This window comes from Microcoleus vaginatus PCC 9802, from assembly GCA_022701275.1.
GTDB lineage: Bacteria > Cyanobacteriota > Cyanobacteriia > Cyanobacteriales > Microcoleaceae > Microcoleus > Microcoleus vaginatus_A.
Map to the genome: position 1 here is coordinate 2,912,780 of CP031740.1, position 25,757 is coordinate 2,938,536.

Below are 25,757 nucleotides of genomic sequence, written 5' to 3' on the forward strand. Positions count from 1 at the left end.
TTACCAAAACTCATAACTTTTACTGGAAGTCATTAGAAAGAGTGTTGTTTAAAAACAAGACATAGCTAGCCCTACCGTGCTACGATAGTAAATCGTGAAGTAGATTTGGCTCAGTGGCGCAGTGGTTAGCGCAGGGGACTCATAAGCCCAAGGTCGCAGGTTCAAATCCCGCCTGAGCCATTATTTAATCAAAAAAACTGCGCTCTCAAATTTGAGAGCGTCTTTTTTTGATTGGTCGAGAAGATACTTGTAGTCGTTATGAGTATGATATATTTGTAACAGTTCGTAAAAAAGGAAACAAAATCTATGACCAGTGAATGCCTCCGGGTTGGTCAAGCTGCACCCGATTTCGCAGCGACAGCCGTAGTGGATCAGGAATTCAAGACAGTTAAACTGTCAGACTATAAAGGCAAAAAGTATGTAGTCCTGTTCTTCTACCCCTTGGACTTCACCTTTGTGTGCCCAACTGAGATTACAGCATTTAGCGATCGCTTCGAGGACTTCAAGAAAATCGATACCGAAATCCTCGGCGTATCCGTTGACAGCGAATTCTCTCACCTCGCTTGGATCCAAACAGACCGCAAATTAGGCGGTGTCGGCGACCTCAACTATCCCTTAGTTGCTGACCTCAAAAAAACAATTAGTTCAGACTACAACGTCCTCGACCCAGAAGCAGGCGTTGCCCTCAGAGGCCTGTTCATCATCGACAAAGAAGGCATCATCCAACACTCTACTATTAACAATCTTGCCTTCGGCCGCAACGTGGATGAAACTCTCCGTACTCTGCAAGCTATCCAACACGTCCAGTCTCACCCCGATGAAGTTTGTCCCGCTGGCTGGCAGCCCGGTGACAAGACTATGACTCCCGATCCTGTCAAGTCTAAGGTATTCTTTGCTGCGGTTTAAGCAGATTATATTTGTAGGGACACGGCAGTGTCGTGTCCGTACCTGCAGGGGCATTCATTTAACCGGATTTTTAATTAGCAATTAGCAATTACCCAATTAGGAAATATGCTGACTTCTACTAATTTTAGCGGCTTGTTAAATCAGCGGTTTTTCCAAAATTTATTGCCTGTTCCGGCGACTAATGTTCTGAACCTGGGACAGATGACGCCAGATTTTGAATTGCCGGATATTAATAATGGCAAATTGGTGCGGCTGTCGAATTATCGGGGCGATAAGCCGGTAATTCTGGCTTTTACGCGGATTTTTACAGAAAAGCAATATTGCCCTTTCTGTTTTCCTCACATTAAAGCTTTGAATGAAAACTGGGAAAAATTTGCCGATCGCAATATAGAATTATTGATGATTGCCAGTACCGACGATCGCCAAAGCCAAATTGTGGTTAGAGATTTAGGCTTGAAAATGCCTCTGCTTTCTGATCCAGGCTGTCAAGTTTTTCGGGCTTATCAAGTCGGTCAGGCTTTAGGTGCTCCTTTGCCTGCTCAGTTTGTTTTGGGTGCAGATGGAAAACTCCTCTTCAAACATTTGTTTTCTTTCATAGACCACAATGCTAGTGTGGACACTTTGTTGAAATATGTTGATCGGTAAGGAAACCGCTGCTGTGTCCTAATTTGGAGTTTTTCACCGCTGATGTACGCTGGTTTAGGCCCATCAGCGGGATTTTTTCATCGGTTGACACTGGCTGCGACAGATCTTTAGTCCTAAATACTTATTGTGCCAATTGCGATGGCGGAATGTTGCCATGTTCGCTCGACATTAATCTAGGCTATAGCTTGAAGGTACGTAGTACAAGTTTAAGCCAATGTCGTCTCCCAAAGGTCGATCGAGCAAAATTGAATTGAGCGTCTTAGCCTCGCATCCTGAGTTGTTGACCGGTTTAGATGCGTGGCTGCGGATAGGTTTACTTTCGCCCGCTGAGGTTGAGGAATTGTGCCGACAGTATTTAGTCTGCCCACTCAGAGAGCCCGCTGTAGAACTTTCTGAAATTGACGATAGCCCGATCGCTCCTATTGCCGAGCCAAAAGTACCTGCCTTATCAACGCAAAAAGCAGTAATTAGCAGCAGAGAAAGCGTTGCTAGGCCCACAGAAACTACTCAAACCCCTAGTTTTATCACTCAAATTTTGCACTCACTAATGGCAGAAATTAGCGTGGTGTGGCTGTTGTTTTTAGGAGTGTTCATGGTAGTTGTCTCGTCTGGAGTCTTAGCTGCCAGTCAGTGGGAAAGATTTCCGGCCGCCGGACAATATGGAGTTTTGTTAGCTTATACTTTAACTTTTTGGGCGATTAGCAGTTGGGCAAACAGACAGCATAATTTGCACTTGACTGCTAAAACTTTGCAAGAAGTGACGCTGTTGCTAGTGCCGATCAATTTTTGGGCAATGGATACTTTTGGATTGTGGCGGTATCCTGGGGATTGGGCGGTAGCAATCGCAGCGGCACTTATTTTGACTTGGATAACTGCCCGGATTATCAAAGATCAATATCAAAGCTTTTCAGGAAAAAATATCACTCGTTCGATCGCCCTAAATCACTTGGGATTGAGTTATTTGCACTGGGGGTGGGCATTTGCAGGCTTTTCCCTGGCTGCGGTTTATGTGGGTACAGTGGGAACGGCTGCTGCTAGAGTTTATCAAGTTCAGCAACAACGATTGCAATCTATCCAACGTGGGGGAAATACTGAAACATTCCCCGCTGCTTTCAGTTTGAGCCGAGATTTTCTGACTTACAAAAAAGCGGCTTTAGTAGCTTTTTCGTTAGGAATTTTACTGGGTCGAGCGATATTTGTCAAGGATGTAAATATCGCTGAAATGGGTTTAGCTTTGGCGATTTGTGGCGTGCTTTTAGCATGGGTAGATTGGCAGCAACCCCTCGCATCTGGGGCTATTGAAAACAATATATCCGACCAGCCAAATCCCAGCAATTTTTTTAAATGGCAATTAGCGGGAATGGGTTTGTTGGGTTTGGGATACCTGGTTTGTTTTCGCGACATTCCGCTACAGGCGATCGCAGTTAGCGGATTGGCTGTTTGGTTTTTTTACAACCGTTTAGTGCGGTTTTGGCAAGAGTTTGATTTGCTAATGCTTGAGGCGGTGGGACTTCAGAGTATTTGGCTGTTTTGGCGAGTGCTTCCTTTAGGGATTAAAACACAACTTGTGGCATTTTTAACTCAGTTTACAAACTCTCAGCAAACTCCTTGGGCTTTTTGGGGTGTTCTGCTGTTGCCTTATTTAATTTTAATGGTAAGTGGGGGGCAGTGGCTCTACCGCAAGCGAAAGTTTCAACTTGCCCGTTTTGGCGAAAACCTTGCTCTCGGTTTGGGGATTGTTTTAACTGTTATTAGTTTTGTCAATCCGTTTTGGCGATCGCTCAATTTATTAGCCTCTACTTTAATTTTAGGTTGGATCACTTGGAAATACGTAATTCCCGATAATTTCCGGCGAGTTTCGAGGCCTGCTTCTGCGGCTGAACCACACCGAAATCCGGTAATTTTGATTCCCATAACTCAGCTTATGGGTTTAGGCGCGATCGCTTCGGCAATTGACTTATTTTTCCCCAACCTGACACCCAATATTTGGTCGGCAATATTATTAATATTAATGGCGAGTGAATGGGTATTTTTTCTCTGGATGAAAGCGGCAAATGCCCGCGAAAGTTCTGCGTTTTTCCGCTGGCCTCCTGCATGGTTCCAAAGTTCTTGGTATCTGGGCTTAGTATTAGCAGGATTCAGCTTTATATTGTTGCAAAATTATTTAATTGCCGCTACTGCCACTCATCGCCCTCAGTGGAGTTTGCTCTGGCTGGCTACTCCTTTGGCTTTGACTGCTGTTGCTAAATATACTGAGCTCCCTCACAAACAAGTTGCCAGTACCTTTAGTGTGATCGCCTTAATATTCGCACAATTTCTAATTTTTACTTTTCCGGGATATCGGTTAATTGGTTTTGGCTTTGCATCCTTATTAATGTTGGTCAATACTTACTATTTACTAGAGCTACCAGCGGCTGTGATTGGAGTGGGGTTTGGCTTGAGTTTCGTAGCTGCGGTGATCGATCAATTAGGTTTTGTGTCAGGTTGGGATTGGGGAATTGCCGGGGCGATCGCTCTTTTGTCTCTGTGGTGGCTTCGCAGCATAATAGTTCGTTTTTCTAGGGGTTTACCTGAGCCTTTTCCATTAGCTGAAATTTACGAGCGAGCTTTAGATGGGTGGGCAATCTTACTGGCAAGCTTGCTGTTAACAACTATTACATTTTATTCCTATGAACTCTACGCAGCCAGTAGCTTGAGTTTCCCGCCCTCTGCTGAAGCTTTGGCTGCGATTTTGGTGATCATGGCTGCGATTGTTTTCCGAAATTTACGCCAACTTTCCCCTCTGGCAATTTATGCCTTGGCTTGGAGTGTGGAGTTGTTGACAGCAGTGGGTTTGAGTTTTGTCGATCGCACTACGATTAATTTGGCAGTTGCTAATATCGCTCTCGGATTGTTTACTCAATTATTGGGTGACGTGTGGCGGCGCCGCCGCCCCGATCCAACAATTTTACCTAGCATCCATTTTATACCTTTAGTTTACGGGGTATTGGGTTTAACTTTCCGATCGCACACTTTGACGAATTGGACTGGTTTAACTGTGTTGGGTGCGTCTTTAATTGCGATCGGCATTGGTAGGCGGGAGCCAGAATTCAAACCTTTGGTTTATTTAGGATTAATTGGCGTGTCCCTTGCTGCTTACGAATCGCTACTCTATCAACTTTTTCAAACACCAGGAGGAGCTTTTGGCGATGGCTTAATTGTCCTGGCCACTCTTGGCACAACTTTAACATATATCTATCGAATTTTATCTCCTTGGCTCAGTAATTATTTACATTTAACCAATGCAGAGTTAAAAATATTTGCTCACCTGCACTGGGTTGTGAGCAGTTTGCTCCTGATTTGGGCTTCTGCCTATGATATTAAATCTGGCCTAAGTTTAGGATTAGTCACTGGTGCTTTATTAGTTCAATACGCTTTCTTGCAAGGGCGAAATAATCTCGATCGCCCATGGGCAGAAATTTGGATTTACTTGGGTTGGCTAGAAGCCTTTGGCATCCGGCTTTACTGGATCAATACACCTTTAGTTAAGTATATTTCCGGGCCGCTGGGGCCGTGGAAAGTTGCCTTCGCTTCTCTATTAGCCTATTTCATTTATATTTTGCCTTGGGACAACTGGGGTTGGTCCAAAAAACCTTGGCAGGTAATTGCTTCGCTGATTCCAATAGTTACTATTTTGGAAAGTCCGGCTAAGTTTTATCCGATTAGCTTGCTGATAGCTGGCGCCTTCTATGTTTTCCTGGCTTGGGAAAGGCAGGAAGTCCGTTTTACGTATGTGAGTGTGGCGATAATTGACTGGATATTGCTGCGGTGGTTCTGGCAAATAGGATTGACTCAGCAAGAGTTTTATGTTACTCCTTTAGGGCTTTCTTTACTTTATATTGCTCAGTTCGATCGCACTCTCAAATTACCAGCACAAAAACCGCTGCGCCACACTCTGCGAATGCTCGCAACTGCGCTGATTTGCGGGATACCTCTTTTGACTCAGCAAAGCTACGGTTTAGTGGCGGGAGTTTTTAGTTTGGTGGCTATTGCAGCCGGTTTGGCGCTGCGAGTTCGGGCGTTTTTGTTTGTGGGAACGGCTGTATTTTTAATTAATGTTTTCTATCAGTTGGTGATTCTGATATTGGATTATCCGCTGATTAAATGGGCAATTGGTTTGGCTTTTGGGATTGCGTTTATCTGGATTGCTGCTACTTTTGAAACTCGGCGCGATCGCATTTCTGCTTTTGTGCAGCATTGGGTTGGGCAATTGCAATCCTGGGATTAGATTCATCGATAAGTTGCTTTTTTTTACTGGTATTTTTTAATTAAAAACCCGGTTTCTCTAAGAAACCGGGTTTTTAATCAACAGTATTTATCCGTTTTTAGAGGGCATTAATGGCTCAATGCGAATTCGGGCAATTTCGGCTCAGATGAACCATCGGGCACTACCTTAACCTGACCGTTTTCATCCACATCAACGATCGCCTTTTGGCCGTCTTTCAGCTTCCCAGACAGCATTTCCTCAGCCAGTACATCTTCCAACAACCGCATGATTGCGCGGCGTAAAGGTCGAGCACCGTAGCTGGGATTGTAGCCTTCTGTAACTAACAAGTCCTTGAACCGGTCCGTCACCGACAAAGTAATACCCTGTTCGGTTAAGCGGCTGAAGACTTGCTGCAACATGATGTCCGCAATCTGCTTGACTTCTTCCCTGTTCAACTGGCGGAAGACGATAATCTCATCCAAGCGGTTGATAAATTCGGGACGGAAAACCTGTTTCAGTTCTTCGTTTACCAAGCTGCGAACGCGGTTGTACTGACCGTCTGCGGCACTTTCAGCAAACTCGAAACCGAGACCGCCACCGCCTTTTTCAATCACTCGCGAACCGATGTTGGAGGTCATGATCAGCAGTGTATTCTTAAAGTCAACTGTCCGACCTTTAGCATCCGTCAAGCGGCCGTCTTCCAAGATTTGCAGCATCATGTTGAAGACATCCGGGTGAGCTTTTTCGATTTCGTCGAACAAGATGACCGTGTAAGGACGGCGCCGGACTGCTTCTGTTAGTTGGCCACCTTCGTCGTAGCCGACGTAACCGGGAGGCGAACCGATGAGTTTGGAAACCGTGTGGCGTTCCATGAATTCGGACATATCTAACCGAATCATGGCTTCTTCGGAACCGAAGAAATAAGTTGCCAGGGCTTTTGTAAGTTCGGTTTTACCGACGCCTGTGGGGCCGGAAAAGATGAAACTGGCGATCGGGCGATTGGGATTTTTCAAGCCTACCCGTGCGCGACGGATAGCCCGAGAAACTGCGCTGACAGCTTCTTCTTGACCAATCAAGCGCTGGTGCAAAGTATCTTCCATGTGCAGCAGCAATTCCGATTCGGATTCTGTCAGCTTGCTGACCGGTACTCCCGTCCAATTAGCCACGATGTGGGCGATGTCTTCTTCGGTGACGATGGGAGAAGTTTTGAGTTGGCTTTTGTTGATCGTAGCTTCGGCGATTTCGGCTTCAATTTCTAATTCGCGATCGCGCAATTTTCCAGCTTTGTCGAAGTCTTGCTCGCGCACTGCTGCATCTTTTTCTTTTGTTACTGCAGGCAGTTGTTTTTTGAGTTCTTTAACTTCGGGCGGGGTTTGTGAATTCATCACGCGGACGCGGGAACCTGCTTCGTCAATTAAGTCGATCGCCTTGTCTGGCAAAAACCGATCATTAATGTATCTGTCTGACAGTGTGGCCGCTGCTTCTAAAGCTGCATCGGAAATTGTCAGTCTGTGATGCTGTTCGTAAGCCGAGCGCAACCCGTACAATATTTCTATTGTTTCAGCCACGCTCGGTTCACCGACTTTGATCGGTTGGAAGCGGCGTTCTAAGGCTGCGTCGCGCTCGATGTGCTTACGATATTCCTCCAAGGTAGTTGCGCCGACACACTGCAATTCGCCTCTAGCAAGGGCTGGTTTGAGCATATTGGAGGCGTCCATGCTGCCTTGAATTGCGCCTGCACCGACTAAGGTGTGAATTTCATCGATGACCAGAATGATGTTGCCTGCAGCGCGAATTTCGGCCATGATTTTCGTTAGCCGTTCCTCAAATTCGCCTCGGAACTTTGTACCAGCAATCAGCGAACCCATATCGAGGCTGATTACTTGTTTGTCTTCTAAAATTTCCGGGACGTTTCTATTAACAATCCGCTGGGCTAGGCCTTCGGCGAGGGCTGTTTTGCCTACTCCCGGTTCGCCTACTAACACAGGATTGTTCTTCGTGCGGCGGCCGAGCACTTGGATCACGCGCTCAATTTCATTTTCGCGGCCCACCACGGGATCGAGTTTGCCGGCTGCGGCTAACTTGGTCAGGTTTGTGCCGAATTCTTCTAAAGTGGGGGTTTTGCGATCGCCGCTCTCCCCCCTACCTCCGGGTACCGCCGCGACTTCTCCCACGGCACGAATTACCTGTGTGCGGACTCTCTGGCGATCGATCCCCAAGTTTTGCAGCACCTTCGCCGCCACCCCTTCATCGTCCTGAATCAGCCCCAGCAGGATGTGCTCGGTGCCGATGTAATTGTGGCCTAACTGCCGCGCTTCGTTGAGTGCCGTCTCAAAAATGCGCTTGACGCGGGGCGTAAAAGGAATTTCCGGCGGGAGGAACCCAGAACCTCTACCGATGATATTTTCGATTTCATTGCGTGCCTCTTTCAAGTTGAGGCCCATATCCAGTAATACTTTTGCAGCGATGCCAGTGCCTTCGCCGACGAGTCCCAGAAGAATTTGCTCGGTGCCTACAAAATTGTGACCGAGGCGCCGCGCTTCCTCTTGGGCTAGCATGATTGCTTTAATGGCTTGTTCTGTAAAGCGTTCAAACATATTTTTTCTATCCTACTGTCTTGGCGAGGGCTGTATCGCTGCTGGTGAGGAGCGATTTGGAACACTACACAAATTATAGATGTAAATTTTTGTGTATTTCGTTCTCTAACAATGTATCTTGCTAAGGGAGGAGGGACAGTGGGGAGAGCCGAATAGTAGGGGTGTGGTTGCCGTCCGCTGTCGATCGGATATTAATTGAGAATAATAGTAGCAAAATGGCTTGATTGCATAAATACTATCATTTTATGTACAAGTTGTATTCTTGTTCGAGCAAATAAAGCTTGATTTTTGTTGGCCTAAGTACATGGTTGAATTAAGCATATAACAGTTGCCATGTCAAGGCTTTTGACTGTTGAGGGTGGTCGTGCCCTCAGTCAACAGCGAACAGCGACTCGAATCAGATATATTTTCAACTCTCAGGAGAACTCCATGCAATTTCTCTCCCAATACCAAATCCACTGCACTCTCCACGAAGGTATCGAAACGATTATTTATCGAGGAAAAATCCCCACCCACCAGGATACAACCGTACTCAAAATCCTGAAAGCTGAATATCCCACCCTTGATGCAATTACCCGGATCAAGCACGAGTATCGCATTCGCCAACATTTAGACCATCCGGGCCTCGTTAAAGTCATTAGCCTAGAAACCTTTGACAACCGTCTCGGCTTGCTTTTAGAAGACTTTGAGGGCGAATCTCTCGATCGCCTCATGTCGAGACAAAAGCTCGAAGTCATAACCTGTTTGAGGTTTGGCATCCAACTCATAAAAACCTTAGAATATCTACACCTTCAAAAAATTATTCACAAAGATATTAAGCCGAGCAATATCATCATCAACAGCCACACAGGAATTATTAAACTGACCGATTTCGGCATTGCTTCACGATTAACCAAAGAAAATCCCCAAATTAATAATATTAACTCGCTAGTCGGTACTTTTGCTTATATGTCTCCAGAACAAACCGGGAGAATGAACCGCACCCTAGACTACCGCACCGACTTTTATTCTCTCGGTATTACCTTATATGAAATGCTGACAGGTCAATTACCATTTATGAGTAACGACCCCTTAGAGATAGTTTACAGTCACATAGCATCTCAAGCAATTGTACCCCATCAAATTAATTCAGAGATTCCACCAGCCCTCTCACAAATTGTGATGAAACTGATTGCCAAAAATGCCGAACAGCGATATCAAAGTGCGGGCGGATTGCTTGCAGATTTAGAAAATTGTTTACATCAGTTAGAAACTACAGGCAAGATAGTCAATTTTACGCCGGGAAACTTAGATATATTGAGTCAGTTGTTGATTCCTCAAAAATTGTACGGTCGGGAAACACAAGTCAGCGAACTATTGGCAGCATTTGAACGTGTAGCTAATCCTTGCGAGGAAAATTCTTCCCCTTCCCAAATTGAACTGATCTTAGTTTCTGGTTATGCAGGTATAGGCAAATCGGCCGTAGTCAGCGAAATCCAAAAACCCATAACCCGACAGCGGGGCTATTTTATTTCAGGTAAATTTGACCAATTCAAGCGGAATATACCTTACGCATCTTTAATTCAAGCTTTTAAATCTTTGATCCAGCAATTACTTGCGGAAAATAGCAAAAAAATACAAGATTGGCAACATCAACTTTTAGCCGCACTAGGCAAGGCCGGACAAGTAATTATTGACGTGATTCCCGAACTAGAATTGGTAATTGGCAAACAGCCTCCAGTTCCCGAACTTGCCCCCACAGAAGCACAAAACCGCTTTAACAGGCTATTCAAAGAATTTATCCACGTATTCGCACAAAAAGAGCATCCATTAGTCATATTTCTCGATGACTTGCAGTGGTCAGATTCAGCGACCTTGAAATTAATGGAATTGCTGGCAACTGACCCCGACAGCAAATATTTACTATTAATTGGAGCCTATCGAGATCGTGAAGTTAGCTCTACCCATCCTTTAATGCAAACAGTAGAGTACCTTGAACAAACGGGGACTATTATCAACAAATTGGTGCTGCAACCTCTTTCTTTAGCCCAGGTAACTGAGTTAATTTCGGAGACGTTGAATGACTCAGAAAGAATTCACCCCTTAGCGGAGTTAATTTGGAATAAAACTGGTGGTAATCCTTTTTTCGTGACGCAATTGCTCAACACTCTTTATCAAGAAAAACTTTTGAAATTTGACTTTCCCCGGCTGCTCTCTACCGGAATAAAAGGGCAGTGGCAGTGGAACATTGAGGATATTCAAGCTATTGGTATTACAGATAAGAGTGTAGTTGAACTGGTAGCCAGTCGGATTCAAAAACTGCCAGACATTACACGAGAAGTTTTGAAATTAGCCGCTTGTGTTGGCGACAATTTCACTCTTGATGTTCTCTCTACTGTCAACGCAAAATCTCCATCAGCGACTGCGACGGAACTCTGGGATGCTTTGCAAGCGGGGTTAATACTTCCATTGAATGAGAGTTACCTTATTCCTTTATTTTTAGATCGAGAATCAGCCGTTAATTTAAATTTCAATTCTTCGCGAGTGGGCTATAAATTTTTGCACGATCGCGTCCAGCAAGCTGCATATTCGCTGATTCCTGATGATGAAAAGAAAGCCACTCATCTTACCATCGGTAAATTGCTACTTGAAAATACGCCACCCGATAAAGTAGAAGAGAGAATTTTTGATATTATTAACCAGTTGAATGTAGGAATTGATTGTCTCACCCGGCAATCAGAAAAAGATGAATTAGCAGGGTTAAATTTAAGGGCTGGGCATAAGGCAAAAGCAGCTAACGCTTACGAACCCGCTGTTAAGTATTTGAATGTGGGAATTTCCTTATTAGCACCTGATAGCTGGGTTCGCAACTATGACATGACGCTGCGGCTGTATGTAGAGACGCTGGAAGCGGAATATTTAAACACCAACTTTGAGCAAGCAGAAGTTTTGGCAGAAGTGGTTTTGCGATCGGCTAAAAACCAGCTTGACATAGTGAAAGTGTATCAGCTAAAGATCCTATTTTATCAGGCTCAAAGCCAGATGCTAAAAGCGGTTGAAACAGGTCTAGAAGTGCTGGCAATGCTGGGAGTAAACCTATTAGATCAGCAAACCATTGCAGTGCCAAAATTGCCGCGAATTGAGGAATTAGAAAACCTGCCAGTTATGACAGATCCTTATCAACTGGCAGCTATGGAAATCCTGACAGCCCTCTATCCTCCTGCTTATATTGCCAAACCAGAAATTGTGTCCTCCCTCGTCTTGACTATGGTCAATCTTTGTATTGATCGCGGTCATTCAGCATTAGCTACTTTTCCCTATACTCTTTATGGAACGATCCTATGCGGCATCGAAGGCGACATCGAAGCTGGCTACTACGCTGGGCTAATCGCTTTAAAGCTGCTAGAACAATTTAATGCTACCCAACAGAAAGCTAAGGTTTATGTAATGTTTAATGGTCATATAAGAATCTGGAAAGAGTCTACTAAGAATACACTTCCTTCCTTTCTAGAAGGAAGGACTTTTGGTTTGGAAAGTGGTGACTTAGAATGGGCAGTTTATAATTCTAAGCACTATATTGCCAATTTATTCTTGGTGGGAGAAACCCTAGATTTGGTCAAAGAAAAACAAACCATTTATATGGAATTTTTGATAAAAAATAAACACGAATTTGCCATAGGTTATGCTAAAGTTTGGCAAGTAATTGCTTCAAGTTTAAGAAGCAAAACAGCAGAGCAATTACGATTAGTTAGCGGCAGGTTGGATGAACCTGCTGTGATGTCGCGTTGGCAGAAAGAAAATAATCGAATGTCGCTGTTTGCAGCTTATGTTGCTAAATTGATGCTGCTTTATTTATTTAAAGATTATGCTCCGGCTGTTGCCCACGGTAAATTAGCGGCAGAATACGCAGATGGGGCGATCGGCTTAATCACTGTTGGGGTACACAATTTCTACTATTCGCTGGCCCTCCTCGCTCACTATCCTCACAGTGACAATCAAGAAGCATCTCTAGCTATTGTTAACTCTAATCAGCAACTTATGAAAAAGTGGGCCTACCATGCACCCATGAATTATCAGCATAAATACGAGTTAGTCGAAGCAGAAAAAGCGCGAGTTATCAACGATAAGCTTGCCGCCATGGATTATTATGACTTAGCTATTAAAGGGGCTGCTGCTAACGGTTACATCCACGAAGAAGCATTAGCTTATGAATTAGCTGGAGAGTTTTATCAATCTTTGGATAAAGAGATAAGTGCTCGAGCTTATCTGACCAAAGCTTATTATGCTTACATCCGCTGGGGAGCTACAGCCAAAGTTAAAGACTTAGGATCCCGTTATCATTATTTAGTTGAGCGCCATCAAGACGCAATACATAAAAATGTTATCACCACTGCCCAAACTACTATTAACAATAGTTGGGTGCTGGATTTTTCAACAGTTGTAAAAGCATCACAAGCTGTTTCGAGCGAAATTATTCTCAGCCACTTGCTAGAGAAACTCGTACAGCTTGTAAAGGAAAACGCAGGCGCTCAAAAAGTATTATTTCTTGCCAAGACAGGTAATCAATTATTCATAGAAGCTGGACTTACAGGTCAGTTTAATGATGTAACCTTGTTACAATCTCTCCCGATTGCCGAATCGGAGAGCCTCCCAATTTCATTAATTAACTATGTAGACAGAACCCAAAAATACTTGGTTTTAGATGATGCTACCCAAGCCGAGCAATTCCAATTCGACCCTTATATTGCGACCAATCAACCCCTATCTATCCTCGTATTGCCAATTATCCATCAAGGCAACCTTACGGGAATTTTTTACTTAGAAAATAATTTAACAAAAGGTGCTTTTACTAGCGACAGGCTAGAAATTTTGGGAATCCTGTCTGCACAAGCCGCTATTTCTCTAGAAAATGCTCGTTTTTATAGTATTCTGGAAACGCGAGTAGCCCAAAGAACTGAGAATTTGCATACTGCATTGGAAGAACTTCGCCACACTCAATTGCAGCTAATTCAAAGTGAAAAAATGTCCAGTTTAGGGCAAGTGGTCGGGGGAATTGCTCACGAAATTAATAACCCGATTAACTTTATTTATGGAAATTTATATTACACCAACGAATACGCTGAAAGCTTACTAAATCTACTACGTTTATACCAAAATAATTACCCAAATCCTGTGCAAGAAATAGTACATGAAACAGACCAAATAGATTTAGATTTTTTAATGAATGATTTCACTAAAATGATCGATTCAATGAGAGTGGGCGCTGCGAGAGTTCGCGATATTGTGCTGTCGCTGCGAAACTTTTCTCGGCTAGATGAATCAGATAGAAAATGGGTTAATATCCACGAAGGTATGGACAGTACCTTGATGATTTTGGATCACAAATTACTTAATATTCAAGTGATCAAGGAGTACGGCAATTTGCCTTTAGTGAACTGCTATCCGGGAGAAATTAATCAGGTATTTATGAATGTACTGACCAATGCGATTGATGCTTTTTGTCGCGAAAGAGGGAGTGAAGTTGACTCGAAACGGACTCCGACAATCCAGATTTGCACTGAAGTGGCGGAAGGAAATCAAGTAGCGATTCGCATTGTTGATAATGGTGTGGGGATGAATTCGGAGGTGCTGGGTAAAATATTCGATCCGTTTTTTACTACTAAACAGGTAGGTAAGGGGACTGGTTTGGGATTGTCTATCAGTTATCAAATTGTGGTAGAACAGCATGGAGGAAAGTTAATTTGCAAGTCGGAACCTGGAGAGGGCAGCGAGTTTACTATACTGCTGCCGTCTTGATGAATTAAAGCCATCGTGAAAGCAACTGTTCAATTACTTCCACAAAGCCGATCGCAATTTGGATCAATGGCCAGCCCACAAAACAAATTAACACCGCCCAGCGAGTTTGAATATCCAAACCTTGGCGAACCGCCACAATTACAGCTAGCAAACTCCAGACCGCTAATATCCGCTCTATTCCTTCTCCCAGCAAGGGAATTAGCGTTAAAAAATTCAGCACCTGGGGGGCGTATGCAAACCCGATCGGAACCAACAACTCCCCATAATTTACGTGTCCCGGCTTCAGCCACTCCCCGATTTTAAAGATAGTGAAAGTCCAAAAATAATAACCCCCCGCGACTGCCAAACCCTCTATGAAAAGTCCTAAAAATAATACTGATAGCTCAGTTCGGTTGATTAACAAGATGACAGCACTGCCCAACACGCGGGACAGCGCAGCTAACATTACAATTGTTAAAGCTATTCGCTTAGTTCTGCCAGTGTAGGGAGTTTTTTCGTAAAAATTGCCGTTCAAAGAAAGTGCGTTCCAAAGCGTTGCCCCCAAACCTGCAATTGAATCTTCTCCCTTCACGTTGAACTCCTGCTCCTCAAGATAGTTGACAACTTTTACAAAATAAGCTCTAATACAGCAGAATCACCGAACTAATTCTAGGTAATTAGGTAATTAATTGGCATTCTACCAGATTTTATTAAATGCTAAGATTGATTTTACGGATACTTGCATGGCTGCGCGGGGGAAGTTTAAATTTGTTGCTCATCGCAGGTGTAATCCTAATAATTTGGGGCATTCTTTCGCCGGTGGGGACTGTTATATGGTGGCTGAATCAAAGTGCCGAAACTTTGGGTATCAAGAAAAATCCGCCGGAGATATTGCCCTCTAAGAAGGGCAATCTAGAAGCGCGTAAGTCTTCGCAACTCAATTGTTATATCATCTTTTTACCGGGAGTTGGCGATTTTTCGGGGGATGAATTAACCCCTGGTGAAGAGTTGTTTCTCAAGCGTTTAGTTAAAAGTCACCCGCAGTGCGTAGCAGTGGGCGATGTTTTTCCTTATTCAGCGTCTAACAAAAGTTTAGGAGGAGAGCGGTGGCTAGCTCCTTTTTGGCGGTTTGCAGAACAGGCAAAAAGCGGGCCGATTGCGGGGGATATATTCATCAAAATTCGCAATCTCTGGAGGTTTGCAATTTCTCTAGATTATCGCTACGGCTTTGCATACAATCAGGGACTGGCTAATGCAATTATCGAGCGCATGAATGCTCAATCTCCCATTTCAGTTAATTCTCAACAACCTTTGAAAGTTATTTTAATTGGCACTAGCGGCGGCGCACAAGTTGCTTTGGGTGCTACTCGCTATCTTAAAGAATGGCTGAAGGCAGAAATTACGGTTGTTTCGGTTGGGGGCGTGTTTTCGGGAGTAAATGGTTTTACAGAGGCCGATCGCATTTTCCACTTTCGTGGCACTCGCGATTCAATTGAGGATATTGGCGGCATAGTTTTTCCGAGTCGCTGGTACTGGTACGCGACTTCTCCTTTCAACCAAGCTCGTTTGCAAGGCCGCTATGCAGAAGCTGTGAGTGGCCCTCACAAGCACGACGGCGATGATGGATATTTTGGGGAAAATCGGGCGGCGGACGGTAAAAAGTATGTAGATATAACCCTGGACAAGATTAATCAATTGCCTGTTTGGTCTGAGGGCGCGTCCCATTGATGAGTTCTTGCATATTCGATGCCTGTACAATTATAATTAAGTTAGGAGGGAAAATTTTAGTTTTAATTTATTCATAAAGAGAGGAGTGGCGTTCATCATTAAAAACTAATTTTATTAGAGTCAATTGGTCGGAGAGCAGGTCAATCGGTAACATAAGCTAGTCCGCTTTTAAATTGCATTTAAAATAAAAATAATAATAAAACTCTTCTCGGCAGTTGCTCAGAGCAAGGCTAGGAATATACAAGTTAAATACACAACCGCTTAGTCATTAGCCATTAGTTATTAATTGTGTCATTGTTCGGTGTGAGTCGCTTGAAGCTTGGCCTGGTTGGCTTCCAGTCTCTACCTCCAATTCCCGATGCCCGATGCCCGATGCCCGATGCCCAATTCCCAATTCCCAATTCCCAATTATCAATGTCTCGACCAACATTATATATTGCCATCACCAATCACGGATTCGGCCACGCTGTCCGAGTCTGCTGCGTAGCTGCAAAAATTCAAGAATTAAATCCAGATATCTTACTAATTATCACCACAACAGCACCTCGCTGGCTGCTAGAATCTTATATTGGCGGCGACTTTATCCACCGTCCCCGCGCTTTTGATGTCGGTGTCGTGCAAGCTGACAGTTTGAATATGGATAAAGACGCAACGCTGGAAAAATTGCGGGAAATTCGGAAAAAGCAAAATTCGCTAATTGCGAGCGAAGTTAATTTTATCAAGCAAAATCGGGTGGGTTTGGTGCTGGCAGACATTCCTCCTTTGGCAACGCGAATGGCGGCAGCGGCTGGGGTTCCTTGCTGGATGATGAGCAATTTCGGGTGGGATTTTATCTATCGAGATTGGGGTGGGGAGTTTGCAGAAATGGCAGATTGGATTGGTGAATGTTTCGGAATGTGCGATCGCCTTTTTCGTCTTCCTTTGCACGAACCGATGACAGCTTTTCCAAATATTCAAGATGTGGGCTTGACTGGTGGCAATCCTCGCTACAGTAACGAGCGAGTTCGCGAAATATTCGGCATCGAAACACCGCTGGAAAAAACTGTATTGTTGACTTTCGGCGGATTGGGTTTAGAGGAAATTCCTTATCAAAATTTACCGCAATTTAGCGACTGGCAATTTATTACTTTTGATGCGGGAGCTCCCGATTTGCCGAATTTGATTTATGTCAAAAATCAGGAGTTTGCAAAATCTTTCCCGATTTTACCGCGTCCGGTTGATATTATGCCTATCTGCGGGCGCTTAGTTTCTAAACCAGGATACAGCACTTTTGCGGAAGCTTTGCGCTTGGAAATACCTGTTATTTCTATAATGAGAGAAGGTTTTGCGGAAGCTGCGGTGTTGCTGGAAGGGATTCAAAATTATGCGGAACATCAAATCTTGACAGAAACGGAGTTTTTTGAGGGGGATTGGGAGTTTTTGCGAAAACCGCTGCATCCGCCCCGTTTGTCGGATAAATTGGATAAAAATGGTACGGAGGCGATCGCCCAAGCTGTTGTAGACTATTTTTCATAAGTGCAATTAGAAATCGATCTTACACAAACAAAGTCTACCTCCGCCGACAGAAGACTTTTGCATCAGTCTCATCCAAAATCTAAAATCTAAAATCTAAAATCGAATGAATCACTATCAACAGATACTCAAGATTCAAACTACAGGGAAATCTCTGTCCAAAATCACTCCTAAGATAGAAGATGCCGTGGCGAATTCAGGTATTAAAACGGGACTTTGTAGCTTATTTTTGCGCCATACTTCTGCTAGTTTGGTGATTCAAGAGAATGCTGACCCGGATGTACTTAAGGATTTGGCTAACTTTTTGGCTAAACTGGTACCGGAGGACGATCGCTACATTCACGATGCGGAAGGCCCAGACGATATGCCAGCACACATTCGCACTGCACTGACTCACACTTCCGAACAAATCCCGATCGATCGCGGCAGGTTGCTGTTAGGAACTTGGCAGGGAATTTACCTGTGGGAACACCGCCAGCGGGGTCACATTCGCGAATTAGTTGTTCACGTCAGCGGCACTTGATCGGAAGTTGTACCTCGCTGATTTTAGTTGCTTCCGGCGTCATCGGGGAATTGTAAAAAAAGCGGCGCGGCGGCCCGACTATTTCGTATTCGGGATGTTTTTGAAGCCAATCTTTGAGTTTCTGGAGGTTATTTTCGTAGCTTTCCCAACTGTAGGCCCCGCGCACGCCGATGCTGACAACCGTCATCGGCGAAGTATCTGTGACTTCTACAGCGGAGTTAACGCTGCTGGGGGCGATATTTGGTGCGGGATAGAGGAACGAAACTTTTGCTTGGGGAACTGCATCGATTTGCCCGGAAGTTTCGGTGTAGCGCGCTTCTACTGGCGTTGTCATCGCAATTTGGTTGTTGCTGATGTGTTGAAATAAGGGATTGAAGGCGATGCCAGTTGCTTGTCGCAAATCGCCCGCGTGGGTGTAGGTGACAGCGCGGTAGTGAGGATATTGCTTAACTTCTATGACCCCAATCTGTGCGGGTTCAGGAAATCCAGTAGGTAATACCATTTGAGATTTAAAAGTTTAGATTTTACATTGAAGAATGGGGAAAGACTGACTCCGCAAGGGTTTGGAACTTGCTTCGAGTTGCATTATTTTTGGCAACTGGTATAAATAGGCTGAGATTGTTTGCAGACAATCGTTCAGGCGGCACAATTAGTTTAGCAGTTATTTAAGGCGCTGCTAACTGTCGATCGCCTAGAATTAGTTTAGAGATTATTAATTAACCTCGTAATAATACGGACGGCACTGAGTAAGCAGAGAAACATTAATCTAGTTGTGCTTGAAAAATTAGCGTTTTTCAGGTCTTTGCTATTTGTGTCGGAAAATATTCCGCTGTTGAGCCGATCGAGCTGTGCGTTCTCAGTTATTGGGACGCTTATCGCGTTCAGTAACGCCTATCAATTATACCGCTTTCAGGGAATGACGTATGAAAAAGATTCTAGTGATTGAGGACGAGCAACTAATTCGCGAGAATATTCTCAAACTCCTCAAAGCTGAAGGTTTCGACGTGACGGGTGCAGAAAATGGAGCACAAGGTTTATATGCGGCGGTGTCAAATGTTCCCGACGTGATTATTTGCGACGTGATGATGCCCGAACTTGACGGGTATGGGGTGCTGGTGGCCTTGCGATCTAATCCTGTTACTGCTACAGTACCTTTTGTTTTTCTCACCGGTAAAGCCGAGCGATCTGAAATGCGGCAAGGTATGGAATTGGGAGCAGATGATTACCTGACTAAACCCTTTAGTAAAGCTGAACTTGTGGGCGCGATCTCGAGTCGCTTGAAAAAACAAGAAGCTGTCGCCGAACAGTACAATACCTTGCGATCGCAAGGCAGCGAATTTATCCAAAATACTGCCGACAAATTAGAGCAGATAAAAACCACTTTGTGCAACGCACTGGAACGAGAAGAATTCCAAGTTTACTATCAGCCGCAAGTCAATGTCCAGACAGGTAAAATTATGAGCGCAGAAGCTTTAGTGCGCTGGGTACATCCAGAAAAAGGGCTGATTTCGCCCGCCGAATTTATTCCGGCGGCCGAAGAAACTGGCTTCATTGTACCGTTAGGCGAGTGGGTTTTGCAGACAGCTTGCAAGCAAATGCAAGTTTGGCAAAATGCTGGTTTTCCGCTCCGAATAGCTGTGAATCTGTCGCCGCGCCAATTTCACCAACCGAATCTCAGCAGCAGAGTTGCCCAAATTTTAGCAGAAACGGGTTTGGAAGCGAGCAGTTTGGAATTAGAGCTGACAGAAAGTTTGATGGTAGAAGATGCCGAAAGTGCGATCGCGACTTTGCAACACTTGAAAAATTTGGGAGTTTGTATATCTCTTGACGATTTCGGCACTGGCTATTCTTCTTTAAGCTATCTGACGCAATACCCCTTCGATACTTTAAAAATAGACCGCTGTTTTATCAGCAAGATCACCGATGGTTGCACCAATGCAGCGATTGTGAAAGCTATTATTGAAATGGCGCACAGTCTCTGTCTTGAGGTAATTGCCGAAGGAGTGGAGACGGAAGCAGAAAAAGATTTTCTCTGGCGCTACGAGTGCGATACAATGCAAGGATATTTATTCAGTCCTCCTTTGACAGCAGCGGATTTTGAACAGTTGTTGCTCCAAGGCAAATAGAAGATTGGTTAAGTCAATATTTGTCCTATAATTAAGTTCGTTCGGGGTGAAATATGGTTTTAGAATCTAGCAGTAACGTTGACTCACTTAAATCAAGCCCTAAAAAAAATAAGGAATTTTACGTAGCTGTTCAACTAGCTATAGTGATAGTTTTTCTAGCTATTTTGTCCAAATTTTTTATCATAGTCAATGCTGGAGAACGGGGCGTGCTTATGCAGTTCGGTAAAGTCCAGGAACAGGTACTCGGAGAAGGAATTCACGTAATATTACCCACAGTTTATACTGTAAAAAAATTGAGCGTCAGGGTACAAAAACAGGAAAGTTCCGCGGAAGCTTCCTCAAAAGATTTGCAAGATGTTTTTACAGATGTAGCGCTAAATTGGCATATTATCCCAGAAGAAGCAAATGCTATTTTTCAACAAATAGGTGACGAAAGAGAAGTAGTTGCTCGCATTATAGATCCGGCGGTTGAAGAAATATTAAAAGCAGTTATGGCAAAATACACGGCTGAAGAAATTATTACTAAACGGGGAGAAGTTAAAGCCGCCGTTGATGATTCTTTGACCTTGAGGCTGGTTACTTATCACATTGCCGTTGACGATATTTCTTTAGTACACGTTCACTTTTCTGAGCGATTTAGCGAGGCGGTGGAGGCGAAACAAATTGCCGAACAGGAGGCAAAAAGAGGGGAGTTTTTAGCGCTGAAGGCAGTAAAACAGGCCGAGGCTAAGGTGAATTTGGCCAAGGGAGAAGCCGAAGTGCAAAGGTTGCTGCGGGACAATTTGACTCCAGAACTTTTGGAAAGGCAGGCTATAGAAAAATGGGATGGGAAATTGCCGCTGATTGTTGGTGATGGGGGTAAAAATTTATTGGATTTGAGGAAATTGGTTGAGAGATCATTATAATCCGGGACGCACGGGTGGGCCGAAACCGGGTTTTTTACGAAAATACACGGCGTTTAGCTTTTGATGTCGGTAAAAAACCCGGTTTCTTGAGTATGGGTACGTAAGTCCTGAATTACCAATTACCCGCACCTTTACTTAATATCTCTTCAAAAGCTTTAGTAATTCTAGTTTGAAAACGCTGTCGGTGCTTCAGTTTCAAAACAGGTTTAATTATTTCAAGACCTACATTAGAACTTAGTTGGCTATCTATAATTTTAATCGATCGCAGTGTAGATAGCTGCAATTCTTTTTTTACCATCAATTCAGGAATAGCCGCTGCACCTGTGCCGCTTTCCACCACTGCTTTTACCATTTCACTACTGTTCAAAACTAAAGTTACATTCAATTCATGGGGATTAATGCCCCAACTTTGCAAAGCTTGTTCCAACATTTGCTGAACTCCCGAACCAGCTTCTCGCATCACCCAATCAGTTTTGGCAATTTCCGTTAAACTCACCTCTGCACGTTCAAACCAAGGGTGAGATTTGCCAACTACAATCAGCAAGCGTTCGCTGCCTATAACTTCTTCCTCCAGAGTGTTCTTAAGTGAAGCTTTAATATCTCCCGTCACTAAACCCAAATCAAATGTCCCCGTCGCCGTACCCGCACAAATTTCTTCGGCATTTGCCAAAGTACAATTCACGGAAATACCAGGATATTGCTGTTTGAACTTGCTAATTTTATCAGGCAACCAATAATTGCCAATGGTCAGACTGCAACCCAATTTTAAATCGCCTCGCTGTAAGTCGTTCAGCTCCCGCAAACCTCTCTCAGTCAAAGCAACTTGGTCGAGAATTTTCTGCGTTTCAATTTGCAGCAACTTCCCGGCTTCAGTGATTTCGATGTGGCGGCCAATGCGGTGAAATAGTTTTACTCCATATTGCGCCTCTAAGCTTTGGATTGCCGCACTAACAGCGGGTTGAGTGATGTAAAGTTCCTCCGCCGCGCGGCTGAAGTGCAGGTGTTCCGCGACAGCTAGAAAAACTCGCAGTTGGTCAAGTGTCATTCCGGCCATGCTGAGTACCCTTTTACTAAATACAGTTATTTTTTGAGATTAAAATCTTTGGCGGCTCAGCTTTGACCTGAACTTTTCGATCGACTCTATTGTAGAGGTTGGAATTACCAAAAAAGCACGGTTGCCAGCCGCTATTTGAAGTTTCCTTTTAACCTCAAGGGTTTGAGCTTTTGGGGACAGATAGATCTCGTATTCCAACAGTTATTTTCGGGGCGGCACTGCATCACTTGTATTTATTAATTCGATAAAAAACAACATTTGATTCTACCCCTGAAGAGCCTTAAGGTGATAGTTAAGCTTCTAATGCAGGGCCCGATGCTGAAGCACGATCGATAAGTTTAAGCCGATCGCCAAAAGTCGATCGACAAAAAGAGAGAAGATAAATGACCAAGAAAACGCCAAAAAATCAGAGTGCACACGGCTTAAAGCCGGACTGCCTCTCCTTCGGGGAGGTTTTAGCTCAATCCTTTGCCGTCATTGCACCTACAACTATACCCGCATCTAATCTAGGGTTAATTGTCGCTCTTTCGGGTAACGGGGCTTGGCTGAGCTTTCTCATCGGCTTGATAGGCCTAGTATTTGTCAGCATCAATATCAACCAATTTGCGAGTCGATCGGCTTCTGCAGGTTCTCTTTATTCTTATATTGTTAAAGGACTAGGCCCGACTGCCGGCGTAATTTGCGGCTGGAGTTTGGTACTCGCTTATTTATTTACTGCGATGGCCGTTTTGTGTGGTTTTGCCAACTTTACGGGTACTTTCATCGGTCATTTGGGCATTCATCCCTCACCGATTACGTTATTAGCGATCGGGGCCGGAGTTGCTTGGTATGCAGGTTATAAAGATATCCAACTCTCAGCTATGGCGATGCTGTGGCTGGAGGGGGCATCAGTTGCGGCGATTTTTATCTTGGGAATGATCATTTGGGCGCACAAAGGTTTTGCCCTGGATATGTCCCAATTAACTTTGGAAGGCGTAACTCCGGGGAGCATAGCGACGGGACTTGTATTAGTCATGTTTGGTTTCTCTGGTTTTGAAAGCGCTACATCTCTGGGAGACGAAGCGAAAAAACCCTTAAAAAATATCCCCAGGGCTGTCATGGGCAGTGCTGTCATGGCAGGCTTATTCTTCATTCTGATGACCTATATTGAGGTTTTGGGTTTTAGCGGTACTGGAGTTTCTATTACTAATAGTGAAGAACCTCTGACTTTTCTAGCGCAACAAGTCGGGATGGGCTGGCTGGGAGAGTTAGTGGCTTTCGGCGCTTTATTTAGCTTTTTTGCTTGCGTGCTCGGCAGCATCAATCCAGCGGCGAGAGTGTTTTTTATGATGGCGCGCCACGGTTTGTTTCACTCTTCATTAGGTGTAGCGCATTCATCTAATAGAACTCCCCACGTTGCAGTAACCATGTGTACGTTTCTGACATTTTTGGTGCCTGCTGTGATGTCTATGTTTGATATCAAACTGTTCGATTGCATGGGTTATTTGGGAGCACTTTGCAGCTACGGATTTTTAACCGTGTACGTCTTAATTTCGATCGCAGCCCCGGTTTACCTGCACAAAATTGGTAAATTGCGTGTGCGGGATGTAGCGTTCTCGGCTGTGGCGATCGCATTTATGATGATTCCGATTGCGGGCAGCGTGGGCATTCCCGGCAGCACTATGTTCCCACCTCCCGAAGCTCCTTACGATGCCTTTCCTTACTTGTTCTTGATGTACTTGGTGGTTACTTGCGGATGGTTTTTCTGGCAGCGGCTGCGTTCTCCTGAACTGGCGGGCTCGATGCAGCAGGGTATTGACGCAATTCACGCCAAATTCGAGGAAGATAATACAATTTACGGCGGTGTTCGATTGAAAGCCGTCCCCTTTGACAGTGAGCGTTTTTGATTAGCAGTTACCAGTTCGGGGTTCGGAGAAAGAGTTTTTAAGCAACTGGGTTTTTACTGAGCTATTGCAGCATTGTCAATAAGCATTTCAAGGGCGGGCTAGGCTCCACAGCCCACAATAAAATTTAATTTTTGTGGAACGGGCCTCTTGCCCGTTCCGAAGATACGATCCCAGCGAGTACAACGAAATAAAAAATCTGAGGAGACACAGAAATGAATGAATTACTAACAGCAATTTCTACGGCCATGACAGCTTTTACAGCTACGAATCTTGACGATATTCTGATTCTGTTGCTGTTTTTCTCGCAGGTGAATGCAGTATTTCGGCGCAGGCATATCGTCTTCGGTCAGTTTCTGGGCTTTAGTGCACTGGTTTTGGCTAGCCTCCCCGGCTTTTTTGGCCGCTTAATCTTTCCGCCAGATTGGATCGGAATGCTGGGTTTGCTGCCAATTGCGATCGGGCTTAGCCGCTTGCTGAATCCAGAAACTGACGATTCGGAAGCTGAGGCAGAATTAGAGCAATCTGAGAAATCTTTTTTTAGCAGTTTTCTGTCTCCTGAAACTTACAGCGTAGCAGCGGTGACGGTGGCAAATGGGGGCGACAATATCGGGATATATGTGCCGCTTTTTGCTAGCAATACTTTAGAAAGTTTGGCGGTGATTCTGGTTGTATTCTTCGCGATGGTGGGCGTTTGGTGCTACGCTGCTTATCGGTTAATTCAGATGCGGGCGATCGCAGATACTTTGACTCGCTACGGCAATCAATTAGTACCTTTTGTTTTGATCGGATTGGGAATGGCGATTCTGGTTAAAAGCGGCACTCTAGCAAGCCCGACTTTAAGTATAATATCTTTAGTGGGTTGCGCTTTCTGTTTGATAACTATGAGCAGAGGTAACGCCAGGGAAACTGAAGTCTAGAAAAATTGCAGGAACAGCACATGAATTGGATTGCAGCAGCGATTATTGCCGGGATTACATCTTTTGCCGCAACCAATATCGACGATATGGTGCTTTCGATGCTGTTCTTCGCCCAGGTAAATGATACTTTCCGCCCCCGGCATATCTTTGTGGGTAAGTACCTCGGATTTGCAGCACTCATCGCTGCTAGTTTGCCCGGTTTTTTTGGCGGTTTAATTGTGCCGAAAGCTTGGATTGGCTTGCTGGGTTTGGTTCCAATCGCGATCGGCATCAGTCACTTAGTCAAAAGAGAAAATGAGGAAAATGACGTACAAGCGGTATCGGGCGAATTTAACCGTCAATCTAATTCATCTGCTGTGTCAAAATTAGCAAATCTTTTCAATCCCCAAACTTTGAATGTGGCTGCGGTAACAGTGGCCAACGGGGGTGACAATATCGGCATTTATTTGCCGCTGTTTGCTAGCAGCGATTTGCCGAGCTTGGTGGTGATTTTGGCGGTTTTCTCGGTGATGGTAGGTGTTTGGTCTTATGCCGCTTACCTGTTAACTCGCCAAAGGGCGATCGCCCATATTTTGACTCGCTATACTCAGGCTGTTGTCCCTTTTGTATTAATTGGTTTGGGAATATTCATCCTGATTGAAAGCGGTACTTATCGCCTGCTCCCGGCATTTCAATCTAACTAATAATTAGCCCAGGTTTCGCTACTTCTATCCCTCTATAGGTAGATACATTGCCAGCGATCATAAGTTCTAACTCATCATTTTTACCTTAACAATTGTTTGCTTAAAAAGAGCGCTAAATCGTTTGAAATATATCAAGAAATATGCTAAGTTAATAATGAAGTGAGTGAGCAAGCTAAAAGCAGCTTCAAACTAATTTAGCCTCAAGTATTCACGAAAGTTGAAACCATCTTTTGAGCTAGCCAATTGCCCGACTTAGGCAACAATATACCTCTTGT

16 protein-coding genes and 1 tRNA gene are annotated in these 25,757 nt (G+C 44.3%); 13 read left to right on the plus strand and 4 right to left on the minus strand.

What is annotated here, in order from left to right:
* The first annotated feature begins 107 nt into the window (after positions 1 to 107).
* The 4 genes from D0A34_11740 (at position 108) to D0A34_11755 (ending at position 5,818) form a co-directional block, all read left to right on the plus strand.
* Positions 108 to 180, plus strand: a tRNA-Met gene (locus D0A34_11740).
* 126 nt (positions 181 to 306) lie between these two features.
* A complete protein-coding gene (locus tag D0A34_11745) occupies positions 307 to 906 on the plus strand; it encodes a peroxiredoxin (GenBank protein UNU19451.1) in 600 nt (199 codons plus the stop codon).
* A gap of 105 nt (positions 907 to 1,011) precedes the next feature.
* Positions 1,012 to 1,551, plus strand: a complete 540-nt coding sequence (locus D0A34_11750; protein UNU19452.1) for an alkyl hydroperoxide reductase — start codon at positions 1,012 to 1,014, stop codon at positions 1,549 to 1,551.
* A 214-nt stretch (positions 1,552 to 1,765) separates the two neighbouring features.
* Positions 1,766 to 5,818, plus strand: coding sequence for a hypothetical protein (locus D0A34_11755; GenBank protein ID UNU19453.1), 4,053 nt, complete (start codon positions 1,766 to 1,768; stop codon positions 5,816 to 5,818).
* Positions 5,819 to 5,925: 107 nt separating this feature from the next.
* Here D0A34_11755 and D0A34_11760 read toward each other — a convergent pair whose 3' ends face one another.
* Entirely contained in the window at positions 5,926 to 8,394 is a 2,469-nt protein-coding gene (locus D0A34_11760; protein UNU19454.1) for an ATP-dependent Clp protease ATP-binding subunit, read from the minus strand.
* A gap of 429 nt (positions 8,395 to 8,823) precedes the next feature.
* Between D0A34_11760 and D0A34_11765 the strand changes: the two genes are divergently transcribed.
* Positions 8,824 to 14,169 (plus strand): GAF domain-containing protein, encoded by a 5,346-nt coding sequence (locus D0A34_11765; GenBank protein UNU19455.1) that lies wholly within the window; start codon positions 8,824 to 8,826, stop codon positions 14,167 to 14,169.
* A gap of 4 nt (positions 14,170 to 14,173) precedes the next feature.
* Here D0A34_11765 and D0A34_11770 read toward each other — a convergent pair whose 3' ends face one another.
* On the minus strand, positions 14,174 to 14,740 hold the full coding sequence (locus D0A34_11770) for a hypothetical protein (protein UNU19456.1): 567 nt from the start codon (positions 14,738 to 14,740) through the stop codon (positions 14,174 to 14,176).
* A gap of 122 nt (positions 14,741 to 14,862) precedes the next feature.
* On the opposite strand from D0A34_11770, the gene D0A34_11775 reads away from it, so the two are divergent.
* The 3 genes from D0A34_11775 to D0A34_11785 all read left to right on the plus strand — a co-directional run bounded on the left by D0A34_11775 (position 14,863) and on the right by D0A34_11785 (position 17,911).
* Complete coding sequence (locus tag D0A34_11775) at positions 14,863 to 15,876, plus strand: hypothetical protein (GenBank protein ID UNU19457.1); 1,014 nt, start codon at positions 14,863 to 14,865, stop codon at positions 15,874 to 15,876.
* A gap of 414 nt (positions 15,877 to 16,290) precedes the next feature.
* A complete protein-coding gene (locus tag D0A34_11780; GenBank protein UNU22258.1) occupies positions 16,291 to 17,391 on the plus strand; it encodes a glycosyl transferase in 1,101 nt (366 codons plus the stop codon).
* A gap of 103 nt (positions 17,392 to 17,494) precedes the next feature.
* Complete coding sequence (locus D0A34_11785) at positions 17,495 to 17,911, plus strand: YjbQ family protein (GenBank protein ID UNU19458.1); 417 nt, start codon at positions 17,495 to 17,497, stop codon at positions 17,909 to 17,911.
* Here the strand turns inward: D0A34_11785 and D0A34_11790 are convergent.
* Positions 17,898 to 18,413, minus strand: a complete 516-nt coding sequence (locus D0A34_11790) for an ABC transporter substrate-binding protein (protein ID UNU19459.1) — start codon at positions 18,411 to 18,413, stop codon at positions 17,898 to 17,900. The genes D0A34_11785 and D0A34_11790 overlap by 14 nt on opposite strands.
* A 421-nt stretch (positions 18,414 to 18,834) precedes the next feature.
* Here D0A34_11790 and D0A34_11795 point away from each other — a divergent pair, with 421 nt between their 5' ends.
* Together D0A34_11795 and D0A34_11800 are read left to right on the plus strand one after the other, a co-directional pair.
* Complete coding sequence (locus D0A34_11795) at positions 18,835 to 20,037, plus strand: EAL domain-containing protein (protein ID UNU19460.1); 1,203 nt, start codon at positions 18,835 to 18,837, stop codon at positions 20,035 to 20,037.
* A gap of 53 nt (positions 20,038 to 20,090) precedes the next feature.
* Positions 20,091 to 20,942, plus strand: a complete 852-nt coding sequence (locus D0A34_11800; protein UNU19461.1) for a prohibitin family protein — start codon at positions 20,091 to 20,093, stop codon at positions 20,940 to 20,942.
* Positions 20,943 to 21,054: 112 nt separating this feature from the next.
* Here the strand turns inward: D0A34_11800 and D0A34_11805 are convergent, their stop codons facing one another.
* The gene (locus D0A34_11805) at positions 21,055 to 21,996 is read right to left on the minus strand and encodes a LysR family transcriptional regulator (protein ID UNU19462.1); all 942 of its coding nucleotides are present in this window, start codon (positions 21,994 to 21,996) and stop codon (positions 21,055 to 21,057) included.
* A gap of 383 nt (positions 21,997 to 22,379) precedes the next feature.
* On the opposite strand from D0A34_11805, the gene D0A34_11810 reads away from it, so the two are divergent.
* From D0A34_11810 to D0A34_11820, 3 genes are all read left to right on the plus strand, one after another.
* Complete coding sequence (locus D0A34_11810) at positions 22,380 to 23,882, plus strand: APC family permease (protein ID UNU19463.1); 1,503 nt, start codon at positions 22,380 to 22,382, stop codon at positions 23,880 to 23,882.
* A 212-nt stretch (positions 23,883 to 24,094) separates the two neighbouring features.
* Positions 24,095 to 24,799 (plus strand): transporter, encoded by a 705-nt coding sequence (locus D0A34_11815; GenBank protein ID UNU19464.1) that lies wholly within the window; start codon positions 24,095 to 24,097, stop codon positions 24,797 to 24,799.
* 20 nt (positions 24,800 to 24,819) lie between these two features.
* Positions 24,820 to 25,482 (plus strand): transporter, encoded by a 663-nt coding sequence (locus D0A34_11820; GenBank protein UNU19465.1) that lies wholly within the window; start codon positions 24,820 to 24,822, stop codon positions 25,480 to 25,482.
* The last annotated feature ends 275 nt before the right edge of the window (positions 25,483 to 25,757 follow it).

Bases quoted from the DNA above. Each gene is read 5' to 3' on its own strand.
- D0A34_11745 (UNU19451.1), top strand. From the start codon at position 307: ATGACCAGTGAATGCCTCCGGGTTGGTCAAGCTGCACCCGATTTCGCA.
- D0A34_11750 (UNU19452.1), top strand. From the start codon at position 1,012: ATGCTGACTTCTACTAATTTTAGCGGCTTGTTAAATCAGCGGTTTTTC.
- D0A34_11755 (UNU19453.1), top strand. From the start codon at position 1,766: ATGTCGTCTCCCAAAGGTCGATCGAGCAAAATTGAATTGAGCGTCTTA.
- D0A34_11760 (UNU19454.1), bottom strand. From the start codon at position 8,394: ATGTTTGAACGCTTTACAGAACAAGCCATTAAAGCAATCATGCTAGCC.
- D0A34_11765 (UNU19455.1), top strand. From the start codon at position 8,824: ATGCAATTTCTCTCCCAATACCAAATCCACTGCACTCTCCACGAAGGT.
- D0A34_11775 (UNU19457.1), top strand. From the start codon at position 14,863: ATGCTAAGATTGATTTTACGGATACTTGCATGGCTGCGCGGGGGAAGT.
- D0A34_11780 (UNU22258.1), top strand. From the start codon at position 16,291: ATGTCTCGACCAACATTATATATTGCCATCACCAATCACGGATTCGGC.
- D0A34_11785 (UNU19458.1), top strand. From the start codon at position 17,495: ATGAATCACTATCAACAGATACTCAAGATTCAAACTACAGGGAAATCT.
- D0A34_11790 (UNU19459.1), bottom strand. From the start codon at position 18,413: ATGGTATTACCTACTGGATTTCCTGAACCCGCACAGATTGGGGTCATA.
- D0A34_11795 (UNU19460.1), top strand. From the start codon at position 18,835: ATGAAAAAGATTCTAGTGATTGAGGACGAGCAACTAATTCGCGAGAAT.
- D0A34_11800 (UNU19461.1), top strand. From the start codon at position 20,091: ATGGTTTTAGAATCTAGCAGTAACGTTGACTCACTTAAATCAAGCCCT.
- D0A34_11805 (UNU19462.1), bottom strand. From the start codon at position 21,996: ATGGCCGGAATGACACTTGACCAACTGCGAGTTTTTCTAGCTGTCGCG.
- D0A34_11810 (UNU19463.1), top strand. From the start codon at position 22,380: ATGACCAAGAAAACGCCAAAAAATCAGAGTGCACACGGCTTAAAGCCG.
- D0A34_11815 (UNU19464.1), top strand. From the start codon at position 24,095: ATGAATGAATTACTAACAGCAATTTCTACGGCCATGACAGCTTTTACA.
- D0A34_11820 (UNU19465.1), top strand. From the start codon at position 24,820: ATGAATTGGATTGCAGCAGCGATTATTGCCGGGATTACATCTTTTGCC.